Genomic DNA, 23,087 nt, shown 5'->3' on the forward strand with positions numbered 1-23,087 from the left:
GGTTATACGACAAACGTCAATAGCATCATCTTTACTTGAATGGTTTAAAGGTCATAACCTAGGTGCTGGTGTAAACGGATGACTAATTCTTCTTTCGAATTAACATAGCCTAGTTTTTCAGCAGTTGAACGCAGTGCTTGTTCAGCTAAATTAAGGAATTTACCATAGCCTTGACTCGTTTTATGATCTTCTGTTGCTATGATAACAAATTGTATGGAATCAACTAAGCAATCGCCAGCAAAATGTAAGGTGAAGTTATTATTAGGTTCAAATGGGTTGAAGCTTAATTTTTGTAACTCACCTGCAGCTTTATGCTTTTCTTCCAAACGACTTCTGACGATAGGTATTAAACCATTAGCTAAAATAGCACCTTCGAATAAATGTTGCTTATTAGCCGACTCAATAAAAGCATGGCTGATTAAATCATAGAGTGGTTGATAAGGTTGCTCTTTTGATTTATCAATATTAAGTAGTTCTTTGATGCGGCGGTTAATAGGTAAATCAGCCACTACATAAGTAAGTACATCTCTTTTGTCTGGCAAGCTAATATCATCAGCGGCATAGCGATTTTTTAAAGTACGTAATTTATGGGTTTGTGTACCCGTAACGCCTTTATCTTTAGAGAATAAATCATAAGTAAAATGTTGGTGATCACAGACTCTTACTGTTGATTTATTAATGTGGTTAACGTCAATAAACTCATTTAAAGCGAGCAGAACATTCTTATGAAACTCTGCTGAGGTTTGGCGAACATCGTCACCATTAGCTAAAAATACCAGTGTAATAACTCGCACGCGCTTTTTGCCATTAATGTAAGTGTTTTGGCTGTAATGGTTGCGTGGACTGTACAAAAAAAGAATTTCTTCATCAGTTTGTACGGTTAATTTTTCTGGGCTATAACGGATACGAGCAAATTTTCCGTTAGCAATAAATTGTCCACTTTCTATGTCTAATTTATTATTCACGTCAAAGAAACTGTCAGCTAAATGTTGATATAGACGCTGGTAGGGCTGCTCACTAGTTCGATCAATTAATTGATTATTTAGGCTGATTAACTCGTCAGTCAGTGGGAATTTAACTAACAAGTAGTGATTAGTACGCGCAGATGACGGAATGTATACTTTATGCTGATTATTACGAGAACGTGAGATAGGCATTTTATTTCCTTATTAAATAGAGTCATAAATCTTAAAGGCATTATAACAAGAAGCGTCTGTATTCACATGATCTAAAACAAAAATTTGGAGTATGATCACTTTATCCTCACGTTTAAAAATTTTCGAGGGTAAATAAATATCAGCAAGTTAGTGAACTAATAGCCATTTTATTATTAGAGCATACCCCGATGAAAATACTAAAAAGTAAATGTACTATTAAGCTCATTTTTTTTATTAAGTAGCGCATTTTGCAAATGAGCACCTAATGCGCAGGACTTAGTGGGTAAAACATACGGTGTGGCACATTTATATCCACTGAGAAAAATATATTTTGATAGTCGTAATAATCATGTTCAAAAGAGACAGTTAATTAACTAAGGCGTTTTTAAACAAAAGTATTAGATAAATAAAGTTATTTTTAATTGTACTGAAGATTATTATTTAATGTCATTGGTACCAACTGAATAAAATGTAAATACCTGCGTTATTAAACCGATTACATCACTGAAATTTATTAATGAGTTGAAAATTATTCACTTGCCCAGTATGCTACGCGACCCCTTTTAGACTCAGTGGTATAAATAAACAATGATAGGTTTTGATTACGGTACTTCAAATTGTGCTGTCGCAGTAATGGAAAGTGGCCAGCCGAAGATATTATCTTTAGGCGAACATGGTAAGTATATTCCTTCAACACTATACGCACCAAGTCGAGACATTATTTCTCATTGGTTATGTCAACAATTAAGTGAAGAGCAACAGCTCCTGTTCAAACAACAACGAGTTGGTCCGTTACAAAGGGGTCAGAATGTATTACGAGAGCTAAAGCTCGATGGCATCCCTAGTGAATTATCGTTTGGCCAAGCGGCGCTGAATCTATACTTAGAAGATCCTGAAGAAGGTTATTACATTAAGTCACCAAAATCCTTTTTAGGGGCGAGTGGTTTGGTTGATAGCCAAATTAACTTGTTTGAAGATATTGTTGCTGCAATGATGAGCAACATAAAAACATTGGCTGAAGAAAACCAGCAAAAAGAAATAACGCAGACTGTTATTGGCAGACCGATTAATTTTCAAGGCTTAAAAGGTGAAGAAAGTAATCGTCAAGCGTTAACGATATTAACTAATGCAGCTAAACGCGTCGGTTATAAGAGTGTAGAATTTCAATATGAGCCAGTTGCCGCTGGTTTTGAATATGAAGCAAGTTTGCAAGAAGAAACGAAAGTTTTGGTTGTTGATATAGGTGGTGGTACTACTGATTGCTCAATGTTATTGATGGGACCACAATTTAAAAGCAGTACTTCAAGAGAGCAACACTTGCTTGCGCACACCGGTGTTCGTATTGGTGGTAATGATTTCGATATTCAATTAGCGCTCAAGGGAATAATGCCAAGCCTAGGGATGAATGATACGTTAAAAACGGGTAAACCTATGCCTGTTAATAGTTTTAATCAAGCTGTGGCCATTAATAATATTAACGAGCAAACTAATTTTTACAGTCAAGCCAATTATCGTTATTTGCAAACGCTGCAACGCGATGCTAAACAGCCTGAGGTATTCTCACGTTTGTTAAAGGTTCACCAGCAAAAATTAAGTCATCTTATTGTTAATGGTGCAGAGCAAGCAAAAATAGGCTTAACCGAACAAGACTCTCAGCCAATATACCTAGATGAATTAGCTGATAATTTAAAAGTAGAAGTTAATCGTGCCTTGATGTTGAAAGCAAGCTCTTCACAATTGAAGCAAATTGCTCAATTGATGAATGAATGTGTGGTGCAAGCTAATTGCCAACCTGATGTGATTTTTGTTACTGGAGGCTCAGCAAAGTCACCGGTGTTAAACCAATTTTTACGTGAGCAAATGCCAAATACGCCGGTGATTGCTGGCGATCACTTTGGCAGTGTAACCGTTGGCTTAGCGCGCTGGGCTGAAAAAGTATTTCAATAGCATGATTATTTCACTGCAATTATCTTGTAATAGTAGTGTCAACAATGTTAAAAACAATACTGTGGAGTTGTGACTGGTTTTACATTTAAAAAGGAATTGATATGTGTATTAAAACATTAAGTTTTATTTGTTTTATTTATAGTTTTTTCACCTTCAGTGGCTTAGCTAATAATTATCAACCGATAGTTGTTGGCGTTAATGAGAGCATTGCCGGTAAATCACTTGATCAATATGCGAATACTTGGTGGCAATGGACCCAAACAATGAGTGATAGAAGCTCTCCGGTGCGTGATAGTACGGGAGAGTTTTGCGGTGTTAATCAAAAAGGGAATGTTTGGTTTTTAGCCGGTGGTTATGGCACCTCGAAAATAAAGCGGCATTGCATTATTCCTTATGGTAAACATATCTTCTTTCCTATTATTAATATGGCGTATTGGCCAGAACAAAATGTCAGTAAAACCTGTGATGAAGTAAAACAAGAAGCGGCATTAAACAATGGAGAGTTGTATTTTGTTTATGCTGAACTCGATGGCCAATCTATTCCCAATATCCGTAATAATCGAATAAAATCAAAAGAGTGTTTTGATTTACACGCATTACTTGCGAAAACACAAGCAACAGAAAAAGTTTATCCTTCTGCTACTGATGGCTATTGGTTAATGTTGCGCCCCTTAGCTAAAGGTGTTCATACGTTAAAGTTTAATGCCCAGTACCATCATGATAATTCGGTACATGGACATATGATGCAGGATATTGAATATAAGATTGAAGTCATTTAAATGCGTTAAGCCTTTGAAGCGTTATCTTGATTGAATTGAATTGAAATAGACATTGAACATATTTAAGCAGCATTTTACAATGGTTTATGTTTACTTTCATATTGCTTAATTATGTCCTCTGATACCTTAGGCGCAAGCCTCAATTACAAAGCCAAAGAAAAGGGTTATCGTGACCGTGCCCTCAAATTATTTCCTTGGGTCTGTGGCCGCTGTGCTCGTGAGTTTGTTTATTCAAACCTTATGGAGTTAACTGTGCATCATGTTGATCACGACCATACTAATAATCCAAATGATGGAAGTAATTGGGAACTGTTATGTATTTACTGTCACGATAACGAGCACGCTAAATATACAGATCACGCTAAATATAAAACAGAAGTTATTGCCGGTGATACTAATCAAGATACGGCAACCTATAATCCATTTGCTGACTTGAAATCAATGCTTAAGAAATAATTTATTTATATTTCAATATGGTTACAATTTTTTTTCATTTTTTTACAAAATTACCATTGTGTTTTACCGAGATAACCCCGAGTATATTAAGTGAAGACAATTTTCTCTTAGTAAAAGGTAACATTATGAAAATAAATATTTCCGGTCACCATGTTGAAATTACTGAAGGTATCCAGCAGTCAATTGAGGACAAGTTTAAAAAAGTTGCTAAGCATTACCCAAGTCTCACTTCTATTAGCGCAATTATTACCGTCGAGCCTCATCAACAAAAATTAGAAGTTTCTACTCACTATGAAGGTAATGAGATCTCCGTAACGGCATCAGGAAAAGAGTTGTACGCTGCTATTGCAAGTGCCGCTAAAAAGATGGAAGCAGCCCTCGCTCACCGCAAAGGTGTCTTAGCTGCAAAATTACATAAAAAATATGAAGTTGAACAATCAGATGCATTTTTACCTGTGGAATAAATGTAATCGAATTAGTTTATTATCTTAACAAAGGTTGCTATGAGCAGCCTTTTTTATGTTCAGGAAAATGTTGATAACAGCTTTAGGCATCCTAGTCTTTGCTGCAATAGTGCTTGTTGCACGTTATTTTAGCTGCCGACAAATTTAGACCTTCCATTGTGGATGGTAAATAACGATGATGTCTATAACTGGCAGCGTAAACAGGGAGAAACCATTGGCCGGATCAAGTTTATTAACCTTACTCGATGATATTGCAACAGTACTTGATGATGTCGCTATCTTATCAAAAGTCGCAGCAAAGAAAACAGCTGGCGTATTAGGGGATGATTTAGCACTGAATGCTGAGCAGGTCTCAGGAGTTAAAGCTGAACGTGAATTACCGGTAGTTTGGGCTGTTGCTAAAGGGTCGCTGTTAAACAAACTTATCATTGTGCCTACCGCTTTAGTTATTAGTGCTTTTGCGCCGCCCTTAATTACTCTCTTGCTTGTTATTGGCGGGCTGTTTTTATGCTTTGAAGGTTTTGAAAAGGTCTTCCATAAATTCTTCCAACATAATGATAATTCATCTCAAGATCAAAAAGAGGCACATCAAAAAAAGTTGTTAGCTTTAGCCGATGAAAACGTAGATTTAGTCGCCTTTGAAGAGAAAAAAATTAAAGGTGCCATCCGCACTGATTTTATATTATCAGCAGAAATTGTTGTTATTGCTTTAGGCACAGTTCAAGAGGCTGCCTTTGAAGTTCAAGTTGCGGTCGTTTCTGGACTTGCCCTAGCAATAACCTTTGGTGTTTATGGGCTTGTTGCCGCTATCGTTAAACTTGACGACTTAGGCTTATACTTATTAAGAAAGTCTGTTTCGGGGCGCTTTAATGCCATTCAACGAGCTTTAGGGCGCGGTTTACTTATTTTTGCCCCGGCATTAATGAAAACGCTGACAGTGGTTGGTACTATTGCAATGTTCTTGGTAGGCGGTGGTATTTTGGTCCATAGTTTTTCATGGTTGCATAAGCAGGTACATCATCTGGTTGAATTTCCGGCGAACACTTTTGGGGCGATCGCTGAAATTATAGTACCGATATTAACCGAAGGTATCATAGGTATTATTGCCGGAGGCTTAGTGTTATTAGTCGTAACATTAGTAAAGTCACTTAAAAAAGCCCATTAATATGTTTTCTGTGGTTAGTTTAATGTAGCTGATGTTTAAAAATATTCAGCTACATGCTTGATTACTGATTACTGATTACTGATTAAACCTTTCATATGTTCAACGACACTTCGTCCTAAAGCACTTAAAGCATAGCCCCCTTCAAGCATTGATATTATTCGACCTTCGCTGTACTTATCAGCAATGGTCTTAAGTTCATCCGTTACCCAACGGTAATCACACTCAGTCAGGCTAATTTGCGACATTTCATCTTCGATATGAGCGTCAAAACCAGCAGAAATGAAAATAATTTGCGGTTTAAATTTCTCTAAAGCCGGCAACCAATGCTTACTTATCGCCGCTCTAAACTCAGGGCCTTTGCAAGTGGCAGGTAAGGGGGTGTTGATAATAGGTGGCGTATCACTTTCTTGCATTTCAAAAGGATAAAAAGGGTACTGGTAGCTTGAACAAAATAAGTAACCTTGTTCTTTGCCATTAGCGGTGGCTCTTTTAATAATATCTTCGGTGCCATTACCATGATGTACGTCAAAATCTACGATCGCGACACGTTCTAGTTTATATTTTTTCTTTGCGTAAGCGGCTGCGATAGCAATATTATTAAAAAAACAAAACCCCATACCTTTATCATATTCAGCATGATGCCCAGGAGGGCGCGTAGCACAAAAAGCGGCCGTTAAGGTTTTATCCATCACTAAATCAACGGCATTAATCGCTGCACCAGCCGATAATAAGGCAGCTGGTAAGGTATCAGCATTCATGCTGGTATCATCATCAAGGCGAAAAATGGCATCTTGATCGCTTTTTTTTGGAGCATTATCAAAAATATATTGGATATACTTATCATCGTGAGCAAGTGAAATGAGATCTCGGTCGATAGGTGTAGCATCATATTGGCGGATAACATATTCAAGACCACTGCGGATCAACTGATCTTGAATCGCCCCCAGTCTTTTTGGGCTTTCTGGATGATAATCCCCCATACTGTGCCCATTACATTTATGATGACCAATTACACCTACTGTCATGATTGTTCCTCTATTTCTGCTATTGTTGATGCTGTTAATTGTAATTCTAAATTGAGTTCGTCCATCTCTTCAGAATATTTCCGAAGAAATCCTGCTTTTTCAAAGACCTTTAACATTGGCGCATTATCTCGTCTTACACAGGCAATGAGCTTGTCTAGCTTACGTAGGGTAGCAATTTTTATTATTTCATCTAATAAGGTTTTTGCCATTCCTTTACCACGTTTATGCTCGCTGATAACGAAAGCTACTTCACCACAATTATGACTTTCGATGAAGTAGTAGCGACCAACGGCATGGATAACATCAGCTAAATTAGTGCGCTGAGTAAAGCACAAGGCTAAATCTTTATGTTGGTCGACACTGACTAACTTACAAGCGTTTTCACGGGTCATTTGTGTGGCATGATGGTTATAACGCATGATCAAGGTTTCTTTGGTATGCGAATAGAAAAACTCCTGTAAACGACGTTCGTCAGCGGGAGCTAAGGGGCGTAAATAATAATTAATGTCTTCAAAGGTAAATTTTTTGAGTTCTATTTCGCCTAATTCAGGTACTGAGGTTGGCGAGCTCTCTTGATATTCTGGCACCCAATAGTTTTTCCTGACATCTTTTAAAAGTTGCTCGCGAAATTTTGGATGAGCAATACGAATAAGTTCTAATGCTCGTTCACGGATACTTTTCCCTAATAATGAAGCAATGCCATATTCAGTAACAACATAAGAGACATGACCGCGAGAAGTGACCACACCACCACCTTCGGTAATATGGGCAACAATACGAGAGGTTTTTCCATCTTTAGTTGTCGAGGGCAGCGCAATAATGGGTTTACCACCTTTACTCAATGACGCGCCACGTACAAAATCGACTTGACCACCAATACCACTATAAAATTGATAACCAATAGAATCTGAAACGACCTGACCAGTCAAATCTACTTCTATAGCGCTATTAATAGAAACCATATTATCATTTTTAGCAATATTTACCGGAGAGTTAACATGCTCTGAAGGATAGAATTCAACATGGGGGTTACCATCAACAAAATCGTAGAGTCGCTGCGTTCCCATACAAAAAGTTAACACGGCTTTTCCTTTGTGGAAGGTCTTTTTACGGTTGTTAATAACACCCGAACGTATTAAGTCGATTACGCCATCAGAGATCATCTCACTATGAATACCTAAATCTTTATGGTTCGCTAAATAGCGTAAGACCGCTTCAGGAATTTTTCCTATACCTATTTGCAGGGTTGAGCCATCTTCAATGAGCATAGAAACATATTGACCTACTTGCTCTGCCACTCGGTCAATACTCGGTTGTGCTAAAACAGGAAGAGTTTGATCTGCCTCTAACCAAGCATGAATTTGATTAACATGAACAAAACTATGTCCATTCGTTCGTGGCATTTTTGAATTGATTTGTGCAATAACATATTTTGCTGATTTTACTGCCGACGACACTATGTCTACGCTCACGCCAAGTGAACAATAACCATATTCATCTGGCGGACTAACCATAATTAATGCCGCATCAAGTGGTAAAACATTTTCACGAAATAAACGGGGAATATCAGAAATAAAGCTCGGTGTATAGTCAGCTCTGCCTTCTGCGATGGCTTCGCGAATATTTTTACCACCAATAAATAGCGCATTTACTTTGAATAAATCTTTGTGCTCAGGTGTTGCCCACTTATTATCTGAAAGCGTTAATATATGAACCGTTTCAATGTCATGCAATTTTGCACTGTTGGCAATTAAATCGTCGATTAAGGCGTTTGGTACAGCGGCATTAGAGCCAATGAAAATGCGATTACCTGATTTTAAGAATTGTTCCCATTTTACTGTTTTCTTATCTTGGTCGAATAATGACATAGTAAGTGACTCTCATTAATGATGATAAATAAAGTATGCCGCAACAGCTAAAGGCTTTATTGATTAAAATCAAGGCAATTGAGTATAACGTAACGTTATTGTCTATGGTCTTATACCTTAGTCTTAACGTGTGAATATTTTGTTGTTTATACTTAAATAAAAATTAAAGGGTTTTAACATTGAGATAGATACTTTTTGGTTATAAAAGTAATCAATTTATTTATCATCATTGACTGAAAAGAATAAAACCAATCCAGCTGATGACTAAAAGCAACCAAGGTAAGTAAAGTGCCCTTTTAGGTGGTATCTCTTGAGGGCAAGCTTCAGTGCTTTTTTCTTGATTGTTCTTTTCTCTCAGTAATGATTTTTTGGCCTTATCACGTATGCGAGATCTTTTACTCTGCTGCTTCTTATATTCAGCAATACCTTTCTCAATACCTTGGGCAATAAGTTTAGTCTGCTCCTTCGTTTGTTTAGGCTTTTGTATGCTTTTAGCTATTTTTATTGCTTGTTCTTGTACTTCAGGAGAGTGTTTATCTAACATTTTATTTATTATCGTCTAATATTAATATCATAAGGATGAATCTATAAGAACCTCACCTGTTGAGCAAGGCTTATCTTAACTTTTAAAAAGTGATAAACCATGCGTATGCCAGCGAAGGTATTTGTTGAACTTTGAATGAAGATTTTTTAATTGTATGACCTTATTATTTAAAAGAGAATTACTTGTCTTACTTATCTTTATTAATGTCGATAGTTACGCATCTAATGAAAATCAAGTAAAAACCTTCAAGCAGGAGTCACCTGGCATTCAGGTTGTATCTGAAATTTATCCACCTTACCAAGTTATCAATGAAAATGGTGAGCTTAGTGGGCTGTCTGCTGATAAAGTAAAATTGCTCTTTCATCATTCCTCTATTGATTATCAGATAAAGATATATCCGTGGGCACGGGCTTATCAACTAGCGTTAACGCAACCCAATATTTTTATATTTTCGCTGTTAAGGACACAAGAGAGGGAGTCTTTATTTCGGTGGGTAGCACCATTATGTTCGATAGAATTTTCATTTTATCGCTTAAAAACTAGGCCTGATATTCAAGTTAATTCATTAGCAGAAGCAAAAAATTATCTTATTGCTGCACAAAAAGGGCAAGCTTCAGCCGAGTATTTATTAAGACTAGGTTTTGAACCTGAAAAAAATCTATCCATTTCATATAATAACGATAATTTTATTCAAATGTTAGCCTTCGACCGTGTTGAGTTGGTCGTTCTCTCATCAACATACTTTGCATCGCTCATTGAAAGCAATTCACCCTATGCGGACAAGATAGAACCTATTTTTCCTATTGATTACTTAACGCGTAATTTATATTTAGCGAGTAGCCTTAATACCTCCTCCGATTTGATAAATAGACTTAATATATCCTATGATGAGTTAGCAGCAAAATTTGGCCATGACTGTAAAGAATAAACCTTGTTATTGCTTGATGGGTTGGTTGAATTACATGGATATTGGTTAAAAATACTAAATCATCATGTTTTATCTGTCTATTTATTACCGTGGATATGTAGGGTGTTGTAATTTAACATTATTATTAATGGTCTGTTTATTGCTTTCATTTTAATAATATTTTAACTGTTTAAAGGAATAATAATATGGCCGTTAACATTGCAGATAGACCTACCGACAAAGTAAGAGAAGAGGTGGTTGACCAATTAGTGATGAACTATAGTCACGGTGAACTTTCACATGAAGCTTTTGAAAGGCGATTAGATCAAGCAATGGCTTTTGAATCTAATGAAGACCTTGTTTCACTTGTTGCTGATTTAGACTTAAAAGTTGACGAAGAATATATCGAGAAGAAAAAAGAAGACTTTCGCTTTAATTATTCTTCAACGCCAACAGATGACAGTGATTTACTTATTAATATCTTTAGCGGAAGTGGCCGCAGTGGTGAATGGCGAGTCGCTAAAGAAATTAAATCAATAAGTGTCTTTGGTGGTTGTGATATTGACTTTAGTGAGGCTATTTTTACTCAGCGTGAAGTTACGGTGAAAGTTTTTTGTTTGTTTGGCGGAATTGATATATTCGTACCTGAAAATGTTAAAGTTGTTTCGAAAGCTTTTTGTATTTTTGGTGGCATTGACAATAAAGCGCCATCAACTGATTATATTGATGCACCAACAATATATGTTGAAGGTTTAGTTTTATTTGGTGCACTAGATATCAAGCTGAAACGTACCTTAAAAGAACGTTTCACCGCTTTTGCTAATGGGTTAAAAGATATATTTTATTAGCCTAGATGATGTTTTTCAACGCTAAATTAACGGCTTTATTCCTCAAGGAAAGTAAATTTAATTTTGGTAGAGAAACGTTTAATAAAGGCACTTGCGATAATCTCCTAATAGATAAATAAAAACGCTGGCACATTACGTGTCAGCGTTTTTTTATTCGCTAATAAAATAGTTAGTCTGTAAAGGTAATTCTTGGTTTAGCACCCTTAGTAGAGTCTATTTTTGGTGAGCAAAGTAACAGCCTAGAAGAGGCGATGCCGTGTTCTTTTACCATATAATCTTTAAAAGCCTCAAGGCGCTGCCCAGAAATTTCAGCCAATTGTTTTATATCATCTATGTCGGTAATCTTAGTCCCTAACGGTTTATCAATGTCTTCTGGTGTTGCAATAGCACACAAGGTTAATTGTGTATCGAGCTTATCTGTCATCAGGGCTGAAAATTGAGCCAAAAATTGGCTTTGTTGAGCCGTTAATTGTGTTTCTTTTATTGGAAAGTTTAAATCATTAAAACGAACTTTTAATAAGTAATCACCCGCAGACATAGCAACAGTAACTACATTGGCGTAAGGCACAAAGGTAGTGATCAAATATTCTTTAGCAGCAGACATCGTTGCTTTTTTTACCAGTAAATTAATAAAACCACTCATGCCAAAAGAAGGATCATCAGTGCTACCTTTCAACGGAATATCTAGCTCTACGTTGCCATCACCATCTTTTAACATCCCTAAGGCAATGTTAAAAGGTATCGATGTTTGGCTTTTCACTGTGCCTGTTTCATGATCGTTTGCTGCACCTAGCTCCACACCTCTTAAAAATAACTTGGTCTTGCCAGCAATTTTTTTATCATCAACGGTTACATCTAGATCGACATCAAGCTGACCGCTTTTAAGTTCGTAGTTAAGTGCTTGCGCAATATAAGTCGATAATGAAGGCAAGCTGACCTCTTTGAAGAAACCATTCAATTTATAATAATCTTTTTTACTAAAAGGTTTAGCAACGGCAGATAAGTTGAAATTGGCGTATTTATCACTGTTACCGGTTAAGATAAAATTACTTTCTTGCTGTGGCTTTTGGTTATCAAAAGGGCCAGCGTTAAACGTTGTGATGTTAAATGCTCTTTTGTAATAAGGACTTGTGCTGCGATCAATAAAAGTAATACCGGCGCTATCACCAAATGAAAAAGAATTAAGTGACAATAAAAATAAGCTTTCTTCGCTTTCTGCTTCACCCTCAATGGTTTTTGGTGAATTAATTGTTTTGGCTAGCGGCTCGGCAACCGGCGGTTGATCTTTTGGTGAAGTGGGTAAGCCAGTAATATTTTTTTCTTTGTCTAAGTTGGTATCAATAGTTAAACCTAATAGGTTAATCGTATCGATGAATAGACCTTGCTGAGAGACAATTACATCATTAATACTTAGGTTTTTGAATTGGGCTAAAGGGGGAAAATCATCTGTGGTATTTTCAGCAAATAGACTTTGCTCAATAATCAGATTTTTGATATTAGCAGTTATTAATGACTCTGTTGTAGTCACCGCAATATCATCAAGTTTTATTGCTGATATTTTAGCTAATAGTTGCGCGCCTTCACCTTCATAGGCCTTTAAATCATTAATGTTTAGTGAAGCGGTGCCGGTTATTTTAGGCGCTTGTTCATTAACAAGCGCAATAGAAAAGTTTTCTAAAGTTAGTGGGAAAATATTAAGTGCAAGCGTTTTGTTTTTTTGTGTCGCTTTAAAGTCAGTTGTTTTTAACTCAAAGGTTTCAACGTTAATGTCGGTGACAGCAGTCGACAGAGAAATTGACTGCTTGCTATTAAGACTGATAGAACCCTGCATTGTTAGTGGTTCTTGCTCGGGACTATTAGCGGTTAACAGCGGCTGTAATGGGGTGAGTGCTAATTCAGACAAGGTTATTTCAGAGCTTATTTTACGCTGTTCTGAAGTGAAATCGGCATTTAATTTTAAAAACAAAGGGGCCTTATTAATTAAAGCATTAAGTACAAGCTCTGCTTGTTGTGTTTTTGTCGAGGCAAGTACATTTTTTATAACAAGTGAATTAATGATAAATTCTTGTTGGCTTTGTTCAATACCTAGATTAAAAATAGCATTGGAAAGGCTAAAATAGGGTAATGAAACTTGATAATTATTGGCGACCTCATTATTTGGATTTTTTGCTAAATCTGTTGTTTGTGCTGTAGGTGTTTCGACGGATGTTTTAGTATCGTTTGAATTATTGGCAATAACAAAGCCACCAATAACCGGTGCCTCACCATTTAAATTAACATCTAGATATAAGCCATCAATAGCAAACTCTGAAACATACAAAGTATCAGTTAATAGTTTAAATAAACTCACCGTAACGTTTAAAGACTTTAACGATATAAGGGGCTTATCGCTATTTTCTACGCTGACTATCTCTAGTTCTCGTATATTTAAATTCGACCAAAAAGGGTTATAACGTATGGTTGTTTTATCAGCTAGGGTGAGCTGCTGCTCATTAAGGTATTTAGTTAGGTAATGTCGACTAACAAATGGTGAAGAGAGCCAGATAATTAGCAAAAGAGCAATAATAAATAAGCCGACAAACTTAATTACTTTAGCTAAGGTTTTTATCGAAGAAGACATAGTTTTCCTAATTTAGGGAGCTGTTGTTATTAAAATTATTATTCATTAAATGAAGCGGATCTTTAATACTTTTGCATCATGTTCTTGTTACACAAATGATGCTTAACGGCAATAATATTGTAAATGTGAGTAGGTTATTGACTTTTTTATCGACTGTCTAGTCTTATGGTTGGGATCTTGCCAGTAATCCAAGTCTTAAGTTATTTTTGTTGCTCAACAGTATCCAACACCGTATGCTGATTGTTAACTGGTCTGACCTTTGTTTTCTTCTATTCACGAATATTTTAATAATCCTATGACAAATCAAGAATCTTTATTTTTATCTCATGGAGATCATCAACTTCATTTAAGGCATATTTGGCAACAAAAGGGCGGTACGCCTATTTTTATGTTACATGGTGCTATTGAAAATGGCCTTATTTTTTATACTAAAAAAGGTAAAGGTCTAGCATGCTACTTAGCAGAGCAGGGCTTTGATGTTTATGTCGCCGATTTACGTGGCCGTGGTGAAAGCACGCCTCGTATTGATAAACATGCTGTACATGGTCAATTTGAAGCGATCACTGAAGATATTCCACATTTTATAAATTACATTTTTCAAGTCACACAACAAAAAATTCATCTTGTTGCACATTCCTGGGGAGGGGTTTTATTGGCGAGTACGTTGGCCAGATTTCCTAAAATAATTGAACGTATTCGTAGTAAAACTTGTTTTGGTACCAAGCGCATGGTGACGGTAAAAAGTTTAGAAAAAATGTTTAAAGTGGATATTATTTGGAATAATATCGCCCCTAAATTGGCAAGGAACAAAGGATTTTTAGATGCTAAAAAGCATGGTATTGGCTCTGATAATGAAACCGAACAATCGTTAGCCGATAGCGTCGCTTGGGTTAAAAAAAGTGCTTGGCATGATACGACAGATGGTTTTGATTACTTTCAAGCAGCTAAGTCAATTGATTGGCCCCCAACATGGCACTTTACTGGTAGTAAAGATAAAGTGTTAGGACATGCCAGCGATGTAAATATTTTCATTCAAGAATATAATCCGAAAGCGAAATTTACTTTGTTGTCAAAATCTTCAGGGAATATGCAAAATTACGATCACATTAATATCCTCACTCATCCTAATGCTAGAATTGATCACTATCCACAGTTAGTAAAATGGTTTAAGTCTCAATGACTTACCTAACCGTTAGGTCGTTTTTTAAGTGGTTATACAGATAACCTTTTATCCGATACCTTATTAATTCAGTGTAGATATTTAGCCTATACTTTAGTACTTAAAAAGTTGCTGCAATCGCCTTTACTGAATGCTGCAAGGGTAAAAGCTATTCCTCTAACCTTCCTACCGACAACATAAAATGATGTGATGCGTAAACATGAAGGTGTTATCAATGAATAACCTTGTTGTAGGTATTCATCTAGGATTAATCCTAGATGAATACTTTGTTTAATAACCCTAGTAAAAGATAAAATCAACATAACGACAAGCACAACTCATCTTTATTAAATGATAGGTCAGGCAGCTCAACTTTGTAAAAACAGCCATTGTTACCATTTATTACTTGGTATTAGAGGATAATGCTATTAAATTTGAACTATGTTAATTATTTGTAATCAATATTAGTTCAATATCTTTGTGTTCACTTAGATGGGCATAAAGGCTAGCAATAAATCAGACACCAAAGGATTATTATGTCAAAGATAGCAACAATAACGATGGTTTTATTATTAACGACTTTAGCTTCTCCTCTACTTCTAGCAAAAGCTAATAAATTAAATTTTAATAAATCTCAGCAAAGCTCGCAGCACAAAATAACAGGGAAGTTGCTGTATCTAAATGAGAAAGATGGTGATGTTGATCTACTTATTCATGATGATAACCGCTTTAGTTATTATCCCCGTATCAGTGAGAGTGGATTAGTTGAACAAGCACAGATTATTGATATTCCAGAAAACGCACAGTTCTTTAATCAAGCAACATTGGCGAAGCAAGTAGGCGAAGTGATTGTTTACTTAACAACTAATGCGGTGATGTCTTACAATCTAGAAGATAAAACCATCAGTAAATTGATAGACGTTGATACCTTATACAAGTACCAAGGCATTTTTGACGTAAACTTTGGTGATTTTGTCCACGATTTTAATCAGGATGGCCTAAGCGATTTTATTACTCATAGTTTAGATACAACTCATATATATTTGCAAAACGCTACGGGAGCATTTACTCAGCAATCCTTTGCTATATCACCTCGTATTGAAAAGTCAGGGCGTGGTCTGTCATTTACCCCACAAAATTTTTACCATGCTGACTTTAATCACGATGACAAAAAAGATATCGCCTTCCAAATTGATGATCAATTGATGGTCTTTGCTCAAACACCTGCTCAGTTATTTGATCATAATCCCATGGTTATTAACTTAAATGCACATTTAGAAAATAAGAATTCTACGATAAAAAAACAGCAAGGTGAAAAAAGTGCTTCTGTAAAGCTTGAAACCATTGAAGATATAAATGGTGATGGGCTCGTTGATATTGTCACCAAAGAGTCAGTACGAGAAGGCATGATGTCTAGAACTAATCACCTGATGATACGTTATGGGTTCATAGAAAATGGTCTGATGCAGTACAAAAAGGAAGCTGATGGTCATGCGACTTTTGATGGTGAAGGTATGATAAAGTTTAAAGATGTTGATGGTGATGGCTTGAAAGATTATTACACCTTAAGTGTTGAAATGGGCATAGGTACTATGATGTCGGCAATGTCTGGTGCTATAGATATGGATTTACGCTTCTATAAGTTGGAAAAAAACGGTAAGTATGTAAAAAAGCCTGTTTATGAAAATGAAGTTGAAATAGCAATTAATTCTGGCAGTGACGGTGAGGCACTAACCGATGTTAGCGACTTTAATGGTGATGGCATTAATGACTTGATCCTTAAAACTGATGATAAAGAATTTACCATCTACTCGGGGGCTAAAGGCAAACGTTTATTTGCTAAACGTGGCGCTGATTATGAAATTTCTTTACCTAAAAGTGTCCGCACTGAAATTAAAGATTTTAATAATGATGGTAAAGCAGACATCCTCTTTTTATATGGCACCCACTATGATGAAGATGAAGAGAAAGAAGTGGGCGAAAATAAACTGACATTATGGTTATCAGCGAGTTAATTAACACTAAAGTTCGCTATACTATCAAGGGTGAATGCCGATGTTCTTTGCTGCAAGCAAATCAAAAGCCTTCCCTCTTTTTTAGCAATGTCATGGTGCTATGAATAACATCATGACAATTTTTAAGGTCACATTATGCGCTTTTTATCCCGTAGATTGGTTCTTCCTAATGATTTAAACTATGCAAACTCACTTTTTGGTGGCCGCGCATTAGCCTGGATTGATGAAGAGGCTGCTATTTTTGCTATTTGTCAATTAGAGACTAACTGTTTAGTGACTAAACATATTGGTGCGATAAATTTTGAATCACCAGCCGTGCAGGGTGATGTAGTTGAGTTTGGATTATCAACCAAAAGTGTGGGGAAAACGTCAATAACAATCACTTGTTTAATGCGTAATAAAATTACTAAAAAGACCATCTGTTTAGCTGATGATATTGTCTTTGTACAAGTCGACCCTGAAACTAAAGCACCTATCCCACATGGAAAAACCTTACTAGCTTTACAAGCTCAAGAAGCCGAATAAATCACGCCAGTTTAGATTCTCATCAAAAATATCCCTGTCATAAAAAATCAACATTTACTGTTGATTTTTTTAGTTTTTTTATTGATTTTACTCCGCTAAAGAATCATTTTGAAATATTTATTTACATATGTAGATTATTTTATCTAGATATTTTTCTTGTGTGTTAGTGTGTTGGTGGTGTATAACACCTATATTGTTTTTATTTAAACATAAATAACAGAACTTAAGCATAACTACCGTTAGGAAATATTATGACACCTCAGTGGGATAATGAAAAACCGATATACCTACAGTTATACCAGCAAGTTGTTGCTCGTATTCTCGATGGTTATATCAAAGAAGGCGAAGCATTGCCATCAGTCCGAAAAGTGGCTGCAGAATATCAAGTGAATCCAATTACTATTTCTAAGGCGTATCAAATGTTACAGGATGAACAAGTTGTAGAAAAACAGCGTGGAAAAGGTTTATTTGTTAAATCAGGAGCGCAAGAGCTAATGCTTGATCGAGAGCGCGAAACTTTCTTGGTTCAGCAATGGCCAGAAATATTAAAACAAATAACGCGATTAAAACTTTCTGCTGAGCAGTTGCTAACAGGAGATAAGTTATGAATGAATTGATTTCTATAACAGGCTTAAACAAATCTTACGGTAAGAAACATGTTGTGTCTGATGTGAGCTTAAGTATTCATAAAGGACAAATTGTTGGTTTAGTTGGTCCTAATGGTGCGGGTAAAACCACATGTCTTCAATCGATGCTAGGTTTAATTGATTTTGAAGGTGACATTAATGTTCTTGGCCATCATCCAAGAAAAGACCGTGAAAAGATGCTTAACGATGTCGCCTATATTTCAGATGTCGCTATATTGCCCAAATGGTTAAAAGTTACTCAAGCATTAAGCTACATGAATGATGTTCATCCTAATTTCGATATTGAAAAAGCACGTACATTTCTGGCAAAAACTAATATCGATATGAATGATAAAGTGAAGGCTTTGTCTAAAGGAATGGTTACTCAGTTACATTTATCTTTAGTGTTAGCTATAGACGCTAAAGTGCTTGTTTTAGATGAACCAACGTTGGGGTTAGATATTTTAACCCGTAGACAGTTTTATACGCACTTATTAGAGGATTTTTATACGGAAGATAAATGTATTCTTATAACTACGCATCAGATTGAAGAAATTGAGCATATTTTAACAGATGTTGCCTTTATTCAAGAAGGTAAAATTGTTATAGCTGAAAGCACTGAAAATATTCGTGAACGTTTTACATTGTTAACCGTAACTCAGGACAATATCGAGCAAGCAAAGCAATTTAAACCGCTCTTTTCAAATAGTTTAATGGGGTTAACTACTATGCTTTTTGACAATCAAAAAAATGAGGACTTACAAGCGTTGGGTAAAATAAGCGTACCGAGTTTAGCTGACATTTTTGTTGGCGTGATGACCAAGGAGATATGTTCATGAACACGAAAGTATTAACAACTTCAATTAAAAAAGAATTATGGGAATTTAGCAATATTCTAAAATGGGTGCCCATGGTTATCGCTGCTTTGGTCATCGTGATGCCTCTCGCTATTTTTATGCAAAGTAATGAAAGTTTTAGTGACTTATTTCAGTTTTTAACGACATTCCCTGAACAGTTTTTTTCTGCTGAACATGCGCCAATGATCCCTAAGTTATTCTTTGTAATGGCTCTTTCTTTATTTGCACCCTTTTTAGTGGTGGCGTTAATCATTCAGCTTTATTACTTTACTGTATGTCTATTTGATGAACGCAGAGATTTATCTATTATGTTTTGGCGCTCGTTACCTGTTTCTGATGTCACAGCAATTATTGCCAAATTAATTACCGGAGCCTTGGCAATTCCAGCTATATTTTTAGGAGCCGCAACCGCTACTTTGTGCTTGATTCTTTTGTTAGCGTTTTTAGTTTGCATTATATTGTCGGTTGGTTACGATGCTAGCTTATGGGCATTGTGGGTTGATGCTGATATTTTAAGTGGAGTATCACTTATTTGGTTACACCTTATTCCTCTTGCTATTTGGATGTTACCTTTGTTTGCATGGTTAATGTTAGCGTCTATGTATGCGAAGAAAGCACCATTTTTATGGGCAATATTACCTGTCGCCGTTGTTTTATTAGTGGAAGGTTTTGTCGTGCACTACTTCCATTTATCGCAATTCTATATAGGTGGCTTATTACTTGAATATTTCTCACTTTCATCACAATTTGTTGAATCTGTGCAAGGGCAAGAAAATTTTGCCAGAACGGTACCATTACAAGCACTTATTACTAAATTAAATATAGGAAGTGTATTAGTGGGTATTTTATTACTTTATGGCACATATTGGTTAAGAAAGAATAAAGCTGAGGTGTAACATTATTTAAGCATATTAACTTAAACATATTAATTTCAGCCGCAACAAACTGCGCCATCAACATATTATATGTTGATGGCGCAGTTTTTTTTGCGGATTAATAGCATTTATTTTACTACCGAAAAATAACTAGGTGAACTTAGGCTGATATTATATTTGGCGAATGAATTAATAGTAGTTTGAATAGGAAAGTTTTTGGTAAACGCTATAGCAGAGCCTATAGCGTGATAAATAATTTAGACGATAACTTTTTTTGCAAATAAAGTTTCAATTTGTTGTCTTAAGCGATTTTTAACTTGTTTATTAAGGCCTAGCGTAAAAAGTATGCTTGAAATTGTGGCTACGATAATAACTGTTTTATATAATTTTATCCCCGTAAACATAATTAATAGCATTAACAACAGTGCGTAGGCTACTCCCATTACAGCAAGGCATAAACAGAGTCCTTGCAGCTCTTTATTTTGGAATAATTTCATATTTTAACCTATTTAACTTTCTTTGATTTCAATATAAATAAGCTTAGCAAAGTTATCTTATTCGCTCTACATAGAAGCCAATGATAAATGTTACAGTAGATTTCAAAAGGAAAAAATTGCTACCCATTTGGCTTTACAATCAGTTTTTTAGGTGGTGTCACAGGTTTACTTATATAATCGTGGTCTATTTACGACTTTTTAGAAAACCATAAAGGAAATACTATGCAATTAAATGACTTACTTAAACAGCTATCAGTTAAACCTGAACAGATCGAATTTAGTGAAGTAATGGCGGTAATATCGGCTAACTATCACTATCAACCATGTGCTTTTAGTAATGGTGACTTAATGAATGAATCAGGAACTAATGAAGGGTCGTGTAAAATATTTGCTTTTGCAAAGTTAAATGATTTATCTGAACAGGCAACATTAGCGTGTTTTGGCGAATATTACCGAAAAGATGTACTGTTAAATCCTAAGGGTGACGATCACAGCAATATTCGAACCTTTATAAAGCAAGGTTGGCAAGGTATTACGTTTACAGGTGTCGCGCTTTCTTAATTAAGTTTCGTCTGCGGATAAGTAACTCTGGTAACCTTTTACGCCAAAATATCGAACAGATTTTTTTAGTTTGATCATTTTGGCGATAAGTGACTCACCAAAATAAACTTTCATGACTTGTTTTTCGCCATTAGTGTCGCTTTGGTATTGATGGAGCGGATTGTTTCTTAAATTATCAAACGCTGTTTTCATAATTAATTTCAATGGCTTAATTTTCTTCTTTTAACGTGCTGGTATATTTACTGACTATAGCACTTATTTTTCCATTATTTATTAAGCTATTAATAGCTTGGTTTATGATCGGCACGATATGCGCTTTAGATTTATGTATACGTAACGGGCGTAGGGAATGTTCATGAACTTGACCTATGACAACGGTTAACTGATGACTTCTACTCAGGTAGTTAACTATGGTTCTATCGACAATGCCGACTGGTAACCTATTGCCTTCAATAAGTTTTAATAATTTCAGTTCACTTTCAACATCATAACGGGTGAAAACGGTATCAAAAGCGTAGCCAAATCCGTTAATCGTTGCAATGGTTTCATCTGCTAACGGACCTATATTTCTTAATTTTCCTTGCGGAAATACATAAACGTCTTCAGTTTTAAATAGCGGTTGGCTATAGATAGAAATGGCCGTTTCGTTTGCTCGCCACGCGCCAATAGGACAACATTCGATATCGACTTTACCGTCGGTAAAGCTAGAACGTACTCGTGCAGAAGAGAGATAAACAAACTCTAATTGATAAGGGGTTAGTTTAAATATCTCTTGAAACACTTCGACATAAATACCGCGATGCTCTTGTTCACCAAATGAATAAGGAGGCTTTCCATCGAAGGAAAGTGCCACCCTTATCGTTTCTGCTTGAGCGCTTAAGCTGATAAACAATAAAATACAAATCCACTTCATGCTATAAAAGACTCGTTGTTTCGGTTTTCTTCTCTCTCAATTATAACAAAAATAATAGCTTGTGCTTAAATTATTACTTCTGATGAATTAATCGCTCGAGCTCTTGTTTGGACAGGTAGTTTTCCATGGTTGAACGCAGTAATTTGTATAATAAAATAGAGCCATCAATTTCTTCTTTACGGTTGGTTAAACTCTCAATATTTAACCCTAATGGTAAATCGTAGGGTAAAACAGCATCGAGTATTTGTTGTAAAGTATTTAAACAGATGCGAATAGATTCATATAGTGGTTTTTCCGCATTAAGAATACGTAGACTAGTCGCTTCAGGAACACTAACACCTAACCATTCAATAAATTCGAGTGTTTTTTTACTGCCACAAGGTGAAAATGTTAAAATTATCCGCTGAGGCTTTAATCCTTGCTGCTGACATTCAATCGCATAGCGCGTCAACATATCTATAGTGGCTTGTGGATTATAGATAGCTTGAGAAATAAAGAAATTGCAGCCCTGTTGATGTTTTTCTATCAACCGAGTATGTTCATTACCTTTATTTGCATGACGTTCTGCAATGGTGATCCCACCGATAAAGAAATCATTTTTATTATCAACTAAGGTTTTATAAGCACTGGCAAGTGGCAATGAAATCGTGTTTTTTTGCGAAGGGCTACCAACAAGAACAACGTCACGAATGCCATATGTGTGCCAAGCTTCATTTGCCCATTGATCAAAATCATCGTTATTTGACTGAATAACACTTTTATAAGTGATCACGGGTCGTTGAGATTGATTCTGCAGTAATGATGAATAATAACGGGGATCTAATGTTGATTTAAAAGGAAAAGGACGCGGTACATTGGTACGCGAATTTTCGTCTTGTATATCATAAACAATCAAACCATCAAAATCGATATCACTGACACGTTCAAGCAGCTTATTAGCAATAATTTCAATTTGCTCTGCGGGTGTATCACTTTTAGGAGGTGTTGTGCCAATAAAATAGACGCCGCGTGTATTATCGTTATAGCGAGCTCTTAATTCTGATCCTATGTTCACTTTATTCTATACCGTAAATTTGATAAAACTGATGTCATGATAATACCTTTTTAGCCACTAAAAATCTTTGTGATATTTATATTTTATTGTTAATAAAAAATAAAAATGGCATTAATCATTTTTATTTTAGTTATTTCTTATCAAAGTTATCATTAATAATTTACAAATAGTTTACAAAAAGAGTTGACGTAATACTTCGTAATGATAGGTTAGCTCTATATTTAA

Annotated in this window: 23 protein-coding genes; 14 read left to right on the forward strand and 9 right to left on the reverse strand. The window is 35.7% G+C overall.

The window, feature by feature from the left end; translation table 11 throughout:
* Positions 1-44 precede the first annotated feature (44 nt).
* Positions 45-1,157, reverse strand: a complete 1,113-nt coding sequence (locus H4J62_RS09740) for a DUF3083 family protein (RefSeq protein WP_182214998.1) — start codon at positions 1,155-1,157, stop codon at positions 45-47.
* 588 nt (positions 1,158-1,745) lie between these two features.
* Here H4J62_RS09740 and yegD point away from each other — a divergent pair.
* From yegD to H4J62_RS09765, 5 genes are all read left to right on the forward strand, one after another.
* A complete protein-coding gene (gene yegD / locus H4J62_RS09745) occupies positions 1,746-3,104 on the forward strand; it encodes a molecular chaperone (protein WP_182214996.1) in 1,359 nt (452 codons plus the stop codon).
* A 101-nt stretch (positions 3,105-3,205) separates the two neighbouring features.
* A complete protein-coding gene (locus tag H4J62_RS09750; protein ID WP_182171239.1) occupies positions 3,206-3,883 on the forward strand; it encodes a hypothetical protein in 678 nt (225 codons plus the stop codon).
* Positions 3,884-3,994: 111 nt separating this feature from the next.
* Complete coding sequence (locus H4J62_RS09755) at positions 3,995-4,339, forward strand: YajD family HNH nuclease (RefSeq protein WP_070376120.1); 345 nt, start codon at positions 3,995-3,997, stop codon at positions 4,337-4,339.
* A 125-nt stretch (positions 4,340-4,464) separates the two neighbouring features.
* Positions 4,465-4,803 (forward strand): ribosome hibernation-promoting factor, HPF/YfiA family, encoded by a 339-nt coding sequence (gene hpf, locus H4J62_RS09760; protein WP_070377205.1) that lies wholly within the window; start codon positions 4,465-4,467, stop codon positions 4,801-4,803.
* 214 nt (positions 4,804-5,017) lie between these two features.
* Positions 5,018-5,968, forward strand: a complete 951-nt coding sequence (locus H4J62_RS09765) for a DUF808 domain-containing protein (protein ID WP_182214995.1) — start codon at positions 5,018-5,020, stop codon at positions 5,966-5,968.
* 68 nt (positions 5,969-6,036) lie between these two features.
* Here H4J62_RS09765 and H4J62_RS09770 read toward each other — a convergent pair whose 3' ends face one another.
* The 3 genes from H4J62_RS09770 to H4J62_RS09780 form a co-directional block, all read right to left on the reverse strand.
* A complete protein-coding gene (locus H4J62_RS09770; RefSeq protein ID WP_182231335.1) occupies positions 6,037-6,993 on the reverse strand; it encodes a histone deacetylase family protein in 957 nt (318 codons plus the stop codon).
* Complete coding sequence (locus H4J62_RS09775) at positions 6,990-8,861, reverse strand: GNAT family N-acetyltransferase (protein ID WP_070376122.1); 1,872 nt, start codon at positions 8,859-8,861, stop codon at positions 6,990-6,992. The genes H4J62_RS09770 and H4J62_RS09775 overlap by 4 nt, the downstream gene beginning before the upstream one ends.
* Positions 8,862-9,087: 226 nt before the next feature.
* Complete coding sequence (locus tag H4J62_RS09780; protein ID WP_182214991.1) at positions 9,088-9,405, reverse strand: DUF2956 domain-containing protein; 318 nt, start codon at positions 9,403-9,405, stop codon at positions 9,088-9,090.
* Between the two features lie 154 nt (positions 9,406-9,559).
* Here H4J62_RS09780 and H4J62_RS09785 point away from each other — a divergent pair, with 154 nt between their 5' ends.
* The gene (locus tag H4J62_RS09785) at positions 9,560-10,333 is read left to right on the forward strand and encodes an ABC transporter substrate-binding protein (RefSeq protein WP_182214989.1); all 774 of its coding nucleotides are present in this window, start codon (positions 9,560-9,562) and stop codon (positions 10,331-10,333) included.
* Positions 10,334-10,518: 185 nt separating this feature from the next.
* Positions 10,519-11,160 (forward strand): LiaF domain-containing protein, encoded by a 642-nt coding sequence (locus tag H4J62_RS09790; protein WP_070376125.1) that lies wholly within the window; start codon positions 10,519-10,521, stop codon positions 11,158-11,160.
* Between the two features lie 169 nt (positions 11,161-11,329).
* On the opposite strand, the gene H4J62_RS09795 is transcribed toward H4J62_RS09790, so the two are convergent.
* The gene (locus H4J62_RS09795; protein WP_182214988.1) at positions 11,330-13,780 is read right to left on the reverse strand and encodes a DUF748 domain-containing protein; all 2,451 of its coding nucleotides are present in this window, start codon (positions 13,778-13,780) and stop codon (positions 11,330-11,332) included.
* 295 nt (positions 13,781-14,075) lie between these two features.
* Here H4J62_RS09795 and H4J62_RS09800 point away from each other — a divergent pair, with 295 nt between their 5' ends.
* From H4J62_RS09800 to H4J62_RS09825, 6 genes are all read left to right on the forward strand, one after another.
* Positions 14,076-14,960, forward strand: coding sequence for an alpha/beta fold hydrolase (locus H4J62_RS09800; RefSeq protein WP_182231336.1), 885 nt, complete (start codon positions 14,076-14,078; stop codon positions 14,958-14,960).
* Positions 14,961-15,475: 515 nt separating this feature from the next.
* Complete coding sequence (locus tag H4J62_RS09805) at positions 15,476-16,954, forward strand: VCBS repeat-containing protein (RefSeq protein WP_182218581.1); 1,479 nt, start codon at positions 15,476-15,478, stop codon at positions 16,952-16,954.
* Positions 16,955-17,089: 135 nt separating this feature from the next.
* Positions 17,090-17,479 (forward strand): acyl-CoA thioesterase, encoded by a 390-nt coding sequence (locus H4J62_RS09810; protein ID WP_070376128.1) that lies wholly within the window; start codon positions 17,090-17,092, stop codon positions 17,477-17,479.
* 251 nt (positions 17,480-17,730) lie between these two features.
* A complete protein-coding gene (locus tag H4J62_RS09815; RefSeq protein WP_182218583.1) occupies positions 17,731-18,087 on the forward strand; it encodes a GntR family transcriptional regulator in 357 nt (118 codons plus the stop codon).
* Positions 18,084-18,944: an ABC transporter ATP-binding protein gene (locus H4J62_RS09820; protein WP_182218584.1), complete on the forward strand. Its 861-nt coding sequence runs from the start codon at positions 18,084-18,086 to the stop codon at positions 18,942-18,944. Before H4J62_RS09815 ends, H4J62_RS09820 begins: the two co-directional genes overlap by 4 nt.
* A complete protein-coding gene (locus H4J62_RS09825; protein ID WP_182218585.1) occupies positions 18,941-19,858 on the forward strand; it encodes an ABC transporter permease in 918 nt (305 codons plus the stop codon). Before H4J62_RS09820 ends, H4J62_RS09825 begins: the two co-directional genes overlap by 4 nt.
* 236 nt (positions 19,859-20,094) lie before the next feature.
* Here the strand turns inward: H4J62_RS09825 and H4J62_RS09830 are convergent, their stop codons facing one another.
* The gene (locus H4J62_RS09830; protein WP_182218586.1) at positions 20,095-20,334 is read right to left on the reverse strand and encodes a hypothetical protein; all 240 of its coding nucleotides are present in this window, start codon (positions 20,332-20,334) and stop codon (positions 20,095-20,097) included.
* A 222-nt stretch (positions 20,335-20,556) separates the two neighbouring features.
* Here H4J62_RS09830 and H4J62_RS09835 point away from each other — a divergent pair, with 222 nt between their 5' ends.
* Complete coding sequence (locus tag H4J62_RS09835) at positions 20,557-20,895, forward strand: HopJ type III effector protein (protein ID WP_182218587.1); 339 nt, start codon at positions 20,557-20,559, stop codon at positions 20,893-20,895.
* Here the strand turns inward: H4J62_RS09835 and H4J62_RS09840 are convergent, their stop codons facing one another.
* From H4J62_RS09840 to H4J62_RS09850, 3 genes are all read right to left on the reverse strand, one after another.
* Positions 20,896-21,087, reverse strand: a complete 192-nt coding sequence (locus H4J62_RS09840; RefSeq protein WP_259364657.1) for a hypothetical protein — start codon at positions 21,085-21,087, stop codon at positions 20,896-20,898. It lies immediately after the preceding gene.
* 16 nt (positions 21,088-21,103) lie between these two features.
* Complete coding sequence (locus H4J62_RS09845) at positions 21,104-21,808, reverse strand: ABC transporter substrate-binding protein (protein WP_182218589.1); 705 nt, start codon at positions 21,806-21,808, stop codon at positions 21,104-21,106.
* A gap of 73 nt (positions 21,809-21,881) precedes the next feature.
* A complete protein-coding gene (locus H4J62_RS09850; RefSeq protein WP_404842436.1) occupies positions 21,882-22,856 on the reverse strand; it encodes a methylenetetrahydrofolate reductase in 975 nt (324 codons plus the stop codon).
* Positions 22,857-23,087 lie beyond the last annotated feature (231 nt).

Source organism: Colwellia sp. BRX8-5, from assembly GCF_014077325.1.
Taxonomy (GTDB): Bacteria; Pseudomonadota; Gammaproteobacteria; order Enterobacterales; family Alteromonadaceae; genus Colwellia_A.

Excerpts from the sequence above, each read along its gene's own strand:
- H4J62_RS09740 (WP_182214998.1), bottom strand. The coding sequence starts at position 1,157 with ATGCCTATCTCACGTTCTCGTAATAATCAGCATAAAGTATACATTCCG.
- yegD (WP_182214996.1), top strand. The coding sequence starts at position 1,746 with ATGATAGGTTTTGATTACGGTACTTCAAATTGTGCTGTCGCAGTAATG.
- H4J62_RS09750 (WP_182171239.1), top strand. The coding sequence starts at position 3,206 with ATGTGTATTAAAACATTAAGTTTTATTTGTTTTATTTATAGTTTTTTC.
- H4J62_RS09755 (WP_070376120.1), top strand. The coding sequence starts at position 3,995 with ATGTCCTCTGATACCTTAGGCGCAAGCCTCAATTACAAAGCCAAAGAA.
- hpf (WP_070377205.1), top strand. The coding sequence starts at position 4,465 with ATGAAAATAAATATTTCCGGTCACCATGTTGAAATTACTGAAGGTATC.
- H4J62_RS09770 (WP_182231335.1), bottom strand. The coding sequence starts at position 6,993 with ATGACAGTAGGTGTAATTGGTCATCATAAATGTAATGGGCACAGTATG.
- H4J62_RS09775 (WP_070376122.1), bottom strand. The coding sequence starts at position 8,861 with ATGTCATTATTCGACCAAGATAAGAAAACAGTAAAATGGGAACAATTC.
- H4J62_RS09780 (WP_182214991.1), bottom strand. The coding sequence starts at position 9,405 with ATGTTAGATAAACACTCTCCTGAAGTACAAGAACAAGCAATAAAAATA.
- H4J62_RS09785 (WP_182214989.1), top strand. The coding sequence starts at position 9,560 with ATGACCTTATTATTTAAAAGAGAATTACTTGTCTTACTTATCTTTATT.
- H4J62_RS09790 (WP_070376125.1), top strand. The coding sequence starts at position 10,519 with ATGGCCGTTAACATTGCAGATAGACCTACCGACAAAGTAAGAGAAGAG.
- H4J62_RS09795 (WP_182214988.1), bottom strand. The coding sequence starts at position 13,780 with ATGTCTTCTTCGATAAAAACCTTAGCTAAAGTAATTAAGTTTGTCGGC.
- H4J62_RS09800 (WP_182231336.1), top strand. The coding sequence starts at position 14,076 with ATGACAAATCAAGAATCTTTATTTTTATCTCATGGAGATCATCAACTT.
- H4J62_RS09805 (WP_182218581.1), top strand. The coding sequence starts at position 15,476 with ATGTCAAAGATAGCAACAATAACGATGGTTTTATTATTAACGACTTTA.
- H4J62_RS09810 (WP_070376128.1), top strand. The coding sequence starts at position 17,090 with ATGCGCTTTTTATCCCGTAGATTGGTTCTTCCTAATGATTTAAACTAT.
- H4J62_RS09815 (WP_182218583.1), top strand. The coding sequence starts at position 17,731 with ATGACACCTCAGTGGGATAATGAAAAACCGATATACCTACAGTTATAC.
- H4J62_RS09820 (WP_182218584.1), top strand. The coding sequence starts at position 18,084 with ATGAATGAATTGATTTCTATAACAGGCTTAAACAAATCTTACGGTAAG.
- H4J62_RS09825 (WP_182218585.1), top strand. The coding sequence starts at position 18,941 with ATGAACACGAAAGTATTAACAACTTCAATTAAAAAAGAATTATGGGAA.
- H4J62_RS09830 (WP_182218586.1), bottom strand. The coding sequence starts at position 20,334 with ATGAAATTATTCCAAAATAAAGAGCTGCAAGGACTCTGTTTATGCCTT.
- H4J62_RS09835 (WP_182218587.1), top strand. The coding sequence starts at position 20,557 with ATGCAATTAAATGACTTACTTAAACAGCTATCAGTTAAACCTGAACAG.
- H4J62_RS09840 (WP_259364657.1), bottom strand. The coding sequence starts at position 21,087 with ATGAAAACAGCGTTTGATAATTTAAGAAACAATCCGCTCCATCAATAC.
- H4J62_RS09845 (WP_182218589.1), bottom strand. The coding sequence starts at position 21,808 with ATGAAGTGGATTTGTATTTTATTGTTTATCAGCTTAAGCGCTCAAGCA.